Source organism: Variovorax sp. P4_D9 (assembly GCF_056401695.1).
The window spans coordinates 1-8,062 of the sequence record NZ_JBFUIU010000412.1 but is presented as its reverse complement, the minus strand read 5'-3'; the positions used below and the strand labels follow the sequence as shown (position 1 = coordinate 8,062).

The window sequence follows — 8,062 nt, the reverse complement described above, 5'->3', positions numbered from 1 at the left end:
GCCGTGCCTCGATCGTCCTCTGGGCGTAGTCGACCATCGCGAGCCGCGCTTCGTGGCCGGAGGGCGGCAGCTGACGCGTCACGGGATCCCGGTAGATGAGTCCATCGACCCACTTCTTCAGTTGGACATGGTCGGCGCGCCCGAACCCGAGCAGGTCACAGATCGTCGACGTGCTGATCCGAGCCGTGAGATCCGTGATGATGTCGCCCTCGCCGGCGGCGAAGAAAGCGTCCATGAACTCCTGGGTAATGGCCCGCATCTGTGGCTCGCGCTCCAGGACCCGTCCGCGCATGAACCCCGCGTTGACCAGACCACGCAGCTGATCGTGCTTGGGAGGATCGCTGGTGCCCAGCGTGTTGCCCATGCGTGCCGGGTCGTCATCCAAGACGTTGCCGCGAGCCGAAGAGAAGCGCTTGGCATCGTTGCAAGCGTTCGAAATGTCTTCGTAACGGGACAGCGCCCAGCAGTTCGCCTTTTCGCACCAGTAAAGCGGGTGTTCGCGCCGGAGGACGGCGTAGTACGGGTAAGGGTTTTCCTGTACGTAAATCGAATATGGATCGAACTCGAAGGTTGCTTCGGATGCCATGTCTGTTCCTGTTGGTGAGGAAAGTCGCGCTTGGTCGATGTGGCTACTGTGATTGAATTCAATTTTGAATGCCATTAGGGATAACACCTAGATTGAATTCAATCGTGAATGCGTGTTAGGACTACACTCGAATCCAATCAACTGAACAGGAGGCGAGCGCATGCCGCCGATCACACAAAAGGCCCAGGTCATGGAGCGCGCCCTTCAGCAACTTCGGGCGAAGGTCGTGTCGGGCGAACTGATGCCGGGCGAGCAGATTCGCCAGCAGGAAATGGCCGAGGAACTGGGGGTTAGCCGAGTCCCGCTACGTGAGGCGCTGAACCTCCTCGCAGACCAGGGCCTCTTGGTTCACCGCCCCAACTCAGGCTACTTCGTGGCGAAGCGCGCGCCGAACGAACTGGCCCAAATCAGCCGTATCCTGCAGTTGCTGGAGAACGAGTTGCTGGGCTCCATTGCCTGGCCGAATGACGACTGCATCGCGGCGCTGAAGGAACTCAACGAGCAGATGCGCGTCGTCGCCACGGCCGCGGACTGGACCCCCCTCGTGCGACTCAACCGCGAGTTCCACCTGCAGATCTACTCGCTGTCGCCTTACCGGATCATCTTGGAAGAGGTGAAGCGTTTGTGGACGCTGGCGGATACATTCATTGCGACAAAGATGGCCGAGGTGAGCGCTCGGCTGCGCACCGTCGACGAACACGACCGGTTGATCGAGTGCCTGATTCGCCGCGATCGCGAGGTCTGCCTCCAGGCGATGGAAGTCCATCGCGCGAGCACCGCGAGCGGCTTGGCGCCGGAAACGCAACTTCGCCTCACCCATCCCGCGGCCGCGCTCACGGTTGGTCCGGCGATGAGCTGAAAGAGACCGGCGTGCGATGACGCTCATCTGCGCCTTGCGGGCGAAGGAGTGATTGGACGGTCGCGCATCGAAGACCTCGAGCGAATATCGGCTGTGGACGTGGGAGCCTCGCGGAAGCCGTCGCCGCATCCGCGGCGTCGTTCGCGCAGGAACAGGCCATACCCCAGCTCAGCATGGAGACGGACGAGTGCGTTGCCGGCGATGCCTGCGCCAAGGGGGCTAGCCTAGGAGGTATCTGGACACGTTTCGCGCTCCTCGAGAAGAACAGGCAAGTGAAGCTCAGATCGGAAGGGTGGGAACATTACTTCAACTGCCCACGCGAATGCGTCACCAAACGCTAGGGGGCTGGCATAGTATTCGACCTCAACTCGAAAGGACCCCGTGATCCCTGCCGACATCCTCGCTATCAATTCGATGACCAGGAGAGTCAATGAAACTCTCATCGGCTTGCAGAAGGAATGCCATAAGTTTTATGAGGCTCTGGCGCTGTCGACAAGCCACACGCTGCCCCCTGGCACAACGTTCACCGTTGGCCCTAAGTCGACGACCGGAGAGTGCTTCGGCACTGCATTCGATCTCGTCTCCAAATTCATCGCAGTAGACGACTTGCCTGCCGCGGTCGAGTACAAGGTCCGGGCCGTCGAAGGCGACTCCGCCTCCACTTTGCTTTGCTTCTATCAATGGCCCAGCGGGATCTTGACCCGCAGGCCGGACAGGTCGGACCCGATCTGCGAGACCCGGGACGAATACCTCGCGCACAAGTTGCTAGCACGGATCGTTCACGCAATCCTTAACTCTGACCGGTTCCGGCCGTCGACTCAGATGCACTAGCGCATGCTCGTTCAGGCAATCGAAGAACAGCACCAAGTCAGCGGCCGGTCCGAGCTCGCAAAGTGAGCTCCCTGCGTCGAACCCGATATTCCGCATCGCATTCGGCTCCCAGCTCATGGCCGACCGAACGCGGCTACTCAATGGGCAGGTGCCCATCCTTGATGAGACGCTGTGCAGCGATATTGACAGCTGACAGCGAGGCGAGTGAAGTCCGGTTCCGCGATGAGCTACAAAGATCCGAGGGGCGTCTGAATAGCCCAAGGTCGCTCAATTCCCCCGTACCCCTTTGCGGCCGCCACAGGCGTAGGCTGGTCCAGGTCAATCCGGACTGCGCGCATGACCCTCAATCTCGTCACGGGCGTCCCCAAGCGTCTGGTAGGCGCGAATCAGCGCCACTCTAATGACGTCTTGGTGAGTGGGCGCATCAAAGCTCCGATCGCTGCTCAGCGAATTGGCGGACACGGCTGCGGCAACGAGCTCCACGGCTTGCGAAAAGCGTGCTTCGTCGATTGCGGATCTTTCGTTCATGGGCACCCTCCGGTGAAAGCATTGGTGCATACCGCGACGGGCGGGGTAACGCCGCCATCAGTAGCCGAGACACACACCGAATCGACATGCTCATACGCGACTGTACGCCTGCGCGACGCGCTTCCCTGCATCCGACTGAGTTCGTTCATAGTTAGACCGAGATCCCATCAAGATTAAGGCCCAACTTTGACGGCGGCGCGCGCAAGTGGTTGATTCGATGAGAAAAACGGGCATCGTGATCGCGCCCTGCTGGGAGACCACCACCAAGGTAGGTCAGGGCGCGTCCCGCAATCGAAACGGACGATCGTCGCCAGGATAGGGCATCGGTCGCTACCCAACCGCTTGCCCTAGGCTGAGAGGCGGACGCGACACTCGACGTTGAGCGTTGTGCCTTCCTTCGACAAGTGATACGGTCGAAATCCGTCGTTCAACTCGACGACAACAGCACCCAAAGGAGGTATTCCATGGGAGACCAGAGACGCCCGCTGCGACCGGGAGAACTTGCCCCGGCGTTCGCGCTTCCGGCGGCCAACCTCGAAGGAATAGTCTCCCTCGACAGCTTGCGTGGTCGCCCGTTCCTGATTGGCTTCTATCGCGGGCTGCATTGCCCGTTCTGCCGGCGCCAGGTGCTTCAGCTTGCAGGCGTACAGCCGGCCTTGCATGCGGCGGGCGTAGAGACCGTGGCAGTGATCAACACGCCCCTGGACAACGCCCGCCTGTATTTCCGCCACCGGCCGACGACGGTGACGCTTTTGTGCGACCCGGAATGCGTCACGCACCGGGCCTTCGGCGTGCCGCGTGGCGAGTTCCTGCCGGATGGCAGCCTTGAGCAGCCCGAATGGCCCTATCAGGCAAGCATGGCGGAATTCGTCGCGTCGCGCATCAACCCTACCGGTGAGYTGSCGGAACCGYTACARCCGYTGGAAGCCCTCGCCGCAMTYAACGCCAWGGACGGCTTCGAGCTTGAAGAAGYCGACRAGGCGATCGTCGCGAACCACGGCACTCAGCTCGTCGGACACTTCCTGGTCGATGCGGCCGGCATCGTCGGCTGGGTGCAGATCGAGGCGCCCGACGGGCCGAACAGCCTCTCCATCTTCCCGAATGCGGCGGAGATCATTGCCGCCGCTGGCAGCCTTGGACGTTGACCTACGGCGGATCACCCGCCACCGTTTTGCTGCCAGGTAGCAGCCTCTGGCCATATGCAGCAACCGTTGCTTGCTGCATATGCCGTTGAGCGGTCAAGGGCGATGGACCGCAAGGGAGCCAGGTTCTGTACGTGACATACGAGCGCCGAATACCGTTGTGGGCATCTCCAGACACTCGGGAGTGGCTTCTTTCAGGCGGTCTATCTGCGGTTGATCAGTTCAAACGACATTTTCTCCGCAGCCGGTACCACTTCTCGTCGGGCCTTAGGATCACTTCCACCAGTTTCGGCAAACTGAAATATGAAGGCTCCACGTCGGTGATATCCCAGGCGGAAAACGCGGCTTCGACCTCGCTGCGGTAGGCGCCACGAATCAAGGGCCGAATCCGTCTTGGCCACACGAGCAGCAGCATAGTTGCGTTAGGTGCGGAGACGGCTGTGACTTCCTGCCCCATCGCGATCTGCTCTTCGGGTTGAAGGCCGTGGAATGTACCCGTATCGAGGATCAAACGGAAACCGTCGCCAATGCCTGCGCGGCCCAGCGCAGTCACGTCACCCCGGACGAGCTTCATCTCCACGCCTGCCCCGCGCACTCGATCACGCGCACGACGCAATGCTTTCTCGACGAGGTCCACGCCAGTCACCTGCCAGCCACGCTTCGCGAGCTCGATTCCCCAGATGCCGCTCCCGGTGCCGAGATCGAGCGCGCGTCCGTAAGGCGGCTGGCGGCCCCGCTCTTCGCGGTCGAACATCTGCGCCGCCTTTGCGACGAATGGCGGATCGGCGGCGGCGGCCTCCCACGGATGGAAGCCGATGGCGTAAGCCAGCCGGTAGTTCATGAGGCTCCGCCCCGTTGCAGGTTCGACATCACGACCTTGATCGTCTCCTGCAGGACGTCGGTCGGGCTGAATTCCACGATCTCGGTCCCCGTGTAATGCACCGGAATATGACCCGGAGGAACGTAGTACGCGTCCCCGGCCTCGAAGGTTTCCTTGTGGTCGGGAAAGACGAAGCTCACCTTGCCTTTGAGCACGTAGCCCCAACGCGGCAGTGGGCAGCGGTCGCCGGGCAAGCCGCGGAATAGTGCACCGAGCTCCGCGTCCGCCGTGTGCTTCTCGAAGCACACGGAATATCCACCTTCGAGGTGGCCGAGTTGCACATCCAATCCTTCGAGTTCCACTGAATGTGAAGCGGTGTTGCGCGATACCTTTGGCATGTCGTGTCTCCGTTAAGAGTCGGGCATGAAGACAAAGGTACCGATTCGGTGTGCTGCCTACATCGCGTGAACCGCCCAGCGTGCTGAAACGAAGCCATGGGTGTTTCCACCCATCTCATGTCAGATCAGCCGTTCGCGGTAGGCGAAGGCCGTTGCAGCTGAACGCGAAGACACGTCGAGCTTGTCGAAGATGTTGCTGAGGTGGCGATCGACTGTCCTGCTGCTCAGCGCCAAGTCCCGGGCGATTGCCTTGTTCGATAGGCCCGCGGCGACGTGGCGGAGCACTTCGAGTTCGCGTTTGGTCAGTCCATGCTCCGATCCGGACGCGGTCCCTCGAGCGAGTGCATCCACGCGAGCGAGGTCAGGCGCCGCGCGCAATTCGGAAAAGGCGCTTCGTGCGGCGTCCAACTCCAGCTCCGCGGTTTCCTCGTCCCCGAAGATGCGGCAAGCCTTTGCGATCAACACGCGCACGCGCGCGGCTTCGTAGGGGACCTCGAGCTGCCGCCATGCCTCGAAGGCCCGCCGCAGGGTACCGAGCGCCGCGTCCGGCTTCGCCTCGGCGAGTTCCAACGCACCGCGGGAGTGGGCGGCCAGTGCGTCGAGCAGTTCACTTCTGCGGCCCTTGGATGATTCTTCGATTTCGACACACGCTGCCCGGGCCTGGTCGGTACTTCCCTCGGTCAGGAGGATCTCCACGCTTGCTGGAAGCAGTTTGGCGCGACGAACCGGATCAGTGGTCTCCGAAAGCGCCCGTCGAATTGCGCTGGCCGCAGCAGTCGTTCTGCCCTGGGCGAGTCGCAACAGCGCGAGGCCAGGCTGCGGCTCGTAACCGTACCGGGCAGCCTCGCGATACGCGGCTTCCGCCTGATCGAAGTGCCCCCGCATCCGGTGCACCTCGCCTTGCAGGTACAGTGCGTGACCGGCGGCGGAACTGTTCATCGCCTTCGCGAATTGTGTCTTCGCCCACTCCGCTTCCTGCAATGCCAAGCGCCAGTCGCCCAGCAGTTGCGCGACCTCGGCGCGGTGGAGCAGGCATTGCCCCGTGTGCGCCACCATTTCCGGCTGCTGCTCGCACCATTCCGTCAGGGCTTGGGTCCAAGCTTGAGCGCGGCTCAGCTGGAACATATCCTGGCAGTAGGCGATGACGCTGCAGTACACCAGGCCCGTCACGACCGGGGAGAGCTCGGCGGCCGAGACGGATACCATCACTTCGTCCATGAGTCGCAAGCCCTCCTCGACGCGCCCCAGCTGAACCAGCGCATGTCCACGCTCGTGCGCGACAAGGGCGAAGAGATCCGCATCGCCGTGACGTTCGGCGATGCGTTCCGCTTTCTTCGCGATATCCGCCACGCCTTTCCAGTCCCGTTCCCCCGCACGCTTCAGAAGCGTGGGGACTATGAGGTAGCCGTGCTCCACGCTATCGCGCGGCCCGCTTTCGGCGAGGCGCTGCGCGCGACCGAACCAGCCAGCCGCGTGGCTGACCCGACCACGCACCGCGAGATTGATGCCGACCCAGAATGCACAGCGCGCGGCACGCGGCAGGTTGCGAGCGTGCTGGTGTGCGCGATGCGCCCGCTTCATGCATTCCAGGTGCTCGTCGTTGCGGCCCAGCATGTACGCCGCGACGGCCAGATGCTCCAAATCCTGCGGACCGAGGGGACACGTCCGATCAGCCCTCACGAACGCGCGGTAGGCGCGTGCCCACGCCCGACGCGCCACGGCTTCGCGGCCCTGTTCGATTGCATTGGGTACGGTCATCACCTTCAGAGAGTGTGATCTCCGGTAAGGATAGCCCTCGGACACTGCGGCTGTCCCAACTGACGGCTCACACGAGTCTCATTCAGGCCCGATCAGGCAGATCGCTTCTCGGGAAGGACTTCCCGCTCGCCGAATCGTCGTTTTGATGCGATACCTTCTCCGCAGAATCTATGTTGCCGGCGGCAGCTTTCGGGAGTGCGGATCGCTAAGACAGACGACCGCATCTGTGGGCCCATACGCGTCTTCCGCATCAAACTTATTGAGCGCTGAAGCATGGATGCGCATCCAGTACTAGGGCGGGCAGATCTTCTAACAGTCAGAGCCTAAGTCCCCTGAACCGTTCAGGTCTATGCTCGAACACCAGAGGAGACTCCATGCAAAGAGAATTTGAGCAGTACCTGAAGAACTCGGACTACCTGCGCGACGTGATGACCACCCATCGCAATGCCGTAGCCGAGATCTTTGGCTCGTTGATCATGCTGTTGAACAACGGCGATCTATCGCCGCCCACGGTCAAGGCTTGGATGAGCAAGCTCGACGAGCCCAGCTCGGGGCCTTCAATCGACATGGAGCGGCGGTGCATCGTCGCGTTGATCGGTGACTACCTCAAGGTGCACGGCTAGGGCCGAGCAGGCTCGGGCTACCATGGCGTATGCCCCGCAAGCCCCCAGACCCCAAGCGCATCGCCCGCAGGAACCACGAGGTCCGCGTGGCCGAGGAATTCCCGCTGCCCAAGGTAGAGGGCGCGATCAAGGACCTGGACGTGCTCAACACCGGATCCGCGGATCCGCGATCCTGAACGGGGTGTTTGACCTCGCAAAGCTCGAGGCAATCGTGGCTCACATGAAGGCGCTGGGAGCGCCCGATTGATGGGTGCGTCCGGGCCGCTTCTCGCGATCTGGTTCCTTCAGTTCAGTCAACGGGTGGGTATGGCAGGTCTGTCGATCTCAAAGGCCGCACGCAACTCATCAAGTGCCTCATCGGCCAGCCGCACAGCCTCCTGAAGGTCAATCGGCGGGTCGCCATCGGTGGCCCTCTCTGGAGGGTTGAGGGCGAACAACATCCTCTCGCAGGCGGCGAACCATTTCAGTTTGGCGTGGACTCTGTCGGCCCGCATGCTCATCGATAGACCCTTCGTAG

At 62.0% G+C, this 8,062-nt stretch carries 11 protein-coding genes; 5 read left to right on the top strand and 6 right to left on the bottom strand.

The genetic code is table 11. The features are described from left to right. Positions 1-586: cytochrome P450 family protein (locus AC1DY5_RS33170; RefSeq protein ID WP_478118413.1), on the bottom strand; the 586-nt coding region annotated here is incomplete at its 3' end. Between the two features lie 160 nt (positions 587-746). Here AC1DY5_RS33170 and AC1DY5_RS33165 point away from each other — a divergent pair. Together AC1DY5_RS33165 and AC1DY5_RS33160 are read left to right on the top strand one after the other, a co-directional pair. After that, a complete protein-coding gene (locus AC1DY5_RS33165; RefSeq protein ID WP_478118411.1) occupies positions 747-1,445 on the top strand; it encodes a GntR family transcriptional regulator in 699 nt (232 codons plus the stop codon). A 381-nt stretch (positions 1,446-1,826) separates the two neighbouring features. Continuing rightward, entirely contained in the window at positions 1,827-2,276 is a 450-nt protein-coding gene (locus tag AC1DY5_RS33160) for a hypothetical protein (protein WP_478118409.1), read from the top strand. Positions 2,277-2,594: 318 nt separating this feature from the next. On the opposite strand, the gene AC1DY5_RS33155 is transcribed toward AC1DY5_RS33160, so the two are convergent. After that, entirely contained in the window at positions 2,595-2,804 is a 210-nt protein-coding gene (locus AC1DY5_RS33155) for a hypothetical protein (RefSeq protein ID WP_478118408.1), read from the bottom strand. Between the two features lie 464 nt (positions 2,805-3,268). Here AC1DY5_RS33155 and AC1DY5_RS33150 point away from each other — a divergent pair, with 464 nt between their 5' ends. Beyond that, on the top strand, positions 3,269-3,949 hold the full coding sequence (locus AC1DY5_RS33150; protein ID WP_478118407.1) for a redoxin domain-containing protein: 681 nt from the start codon (positions 3,269-3,271) through the stop codon (positions 3,947-3,949). A 214-nt stretch (positions 3,950-4,163) separates the two neighbouring features. On the opposite strand, the gene AC1DY5_RS33145 is transcribed toward AC1DY5_RS33150, so the two are convergent. The 3 genes from AC1DY5_RS33145 to AC1DY5_RS33135 form a co-directional block, all read right to left on the bottom strand. After that, a complete protein-coding gene (locus tag AC1DY5_RS33145) occupies positions 4,164-4,787 on the bottom strand; it encodes a class I SAM-dependent methyltransferase (protein WP_478118406.1) in 624 nt (207 codons plus the stop codon). Then, positions 4,784-5,164, bottom strand: coding sequence for a cupin domain-containing protein (locus AC1DY5_RS33140; RefSeq protein ID WP_478118404.1), 381 nt, complete (start codon positions 5,162-5,164; stop codon positions 4,784-4,786). The genes AC1DY5_RS33145 and AC1DY5_RS33140 overlap by 4 nt, the downstream gene beginning before the upstream one ends. Positions 5,165-5,284: 120 nt before the next feature. Beyond that, the gene (locus AC1DY5_RS33135; RefSeq protein ID WP_478118414.1) at positions 5,285-6,922 is read right to left on the bottom strand and encodes a LuxR C-terminal-related transcriptional regulator; all 1,638 of its coding nucleotides are present in this window, start codon (positions 6,920-6,922) and stop codon (positions 5,285-5,287) included. A gap of 374 nt (positions 6,923-7,296) precedes the next feature. Between AC1DY5_RS33135 and AC1DY5_RS33130 the strand changes: the two genes are divergently transcribed. Together AC1DY5_RS33130 and AC1DY5_RS33125 are read left to right on the top strand one after the other, a co-directional pair. Continuing rightward, entirely contained in the window at positions 7,297-7,545 is a 249-nt protein-coding gene (locus AC1DY5_RS33130) for a hypothetical protein (protein ID WP_478118402.1), read from the top strand. A gap of 29 nt (positions 7,546-7,574) precedes the next feature. Then, positions 7,575-7,721: a hypothetical protein gene (locus AC1DY5_RS33125; RefSeq protein ID WP_478118400.1), complete on the top strand. Its 147-nt coding sequence runs from the start codon at positions 7,575-7,577 to the stop codon at positions 7,719-7,721. A 117-nt stretch (positions 7,722-7,838) separates the two neighbouring features. Here AC1DY5_RS33125 and AC1DY5_RS33120 read toward each other — a convergent pair. Continuing rightward, a partial coding sequence (locus tag AC1DY5_RS33120; RefSeq protein WP_478118398.1) for a hypothetical protein occupies positions 7,839-8,062 on the bottom strand: 224 nt, incomplete at its 5' end.

What these genes read in the sequence shown, in the direction of transcription:
- AC1DY5_RS33165 (WP_478118411.1), top strand. Translation starts at nt 747, where the DNA reads ATGCCGCCGATCACACAAAAGGCCCAGGTCATGGAGCGCGCCCTTCAG.
- AC1DY5_RS33155 (WP_478118408.1), bottom strand. Translation starts at nt 2,804, where the DNA reads ATGAACGAAAGATCCGCAATCGACGAAGCACGCTTTTCGCAAGCCGTG.
- AC1DY5_RS33145 (WP_478118406.1), bottom strand. Translation starts at nt 4,787, where the DNA reads ATGAACTACCGGCTGGCTTACGCCATCGGCTTCCATCCGTGGGAGGCC.
- AC1DY5_RS33140 (WP_478118404.1), bottom strand. Translation starts at nt 5,164, where the DNA reads ATGCCAAAGGTATCGCGCAACACCGCTTCACATTCAGTGGAACTCGAA.
- AC1DY5_RS33135 (WP_478118414.1), bottom strand. Translation starts at nt 6,922, where the DNA reads ATGACCGTACCCAATGCAATCGAACAGGGCCGCGAAGCCGTGGCGCGT.
- AC1DY5_RS33130 (WP_478118402.1), top strand. Translation starts at nt 7,297, where the DNA reads ATGCAAAGAGAATTTGAGCAGTACCTGAAGAACTCGGACTACCTGCGC.
- AC1DY5_RS33125 (WP_478118400.1), top strand. Translation starts at nt 7,575, where the DNA reads ATGCCCCGCAAGCCCCCAGACCCCAAGCGCATCGCCCGCAGGAACCAC.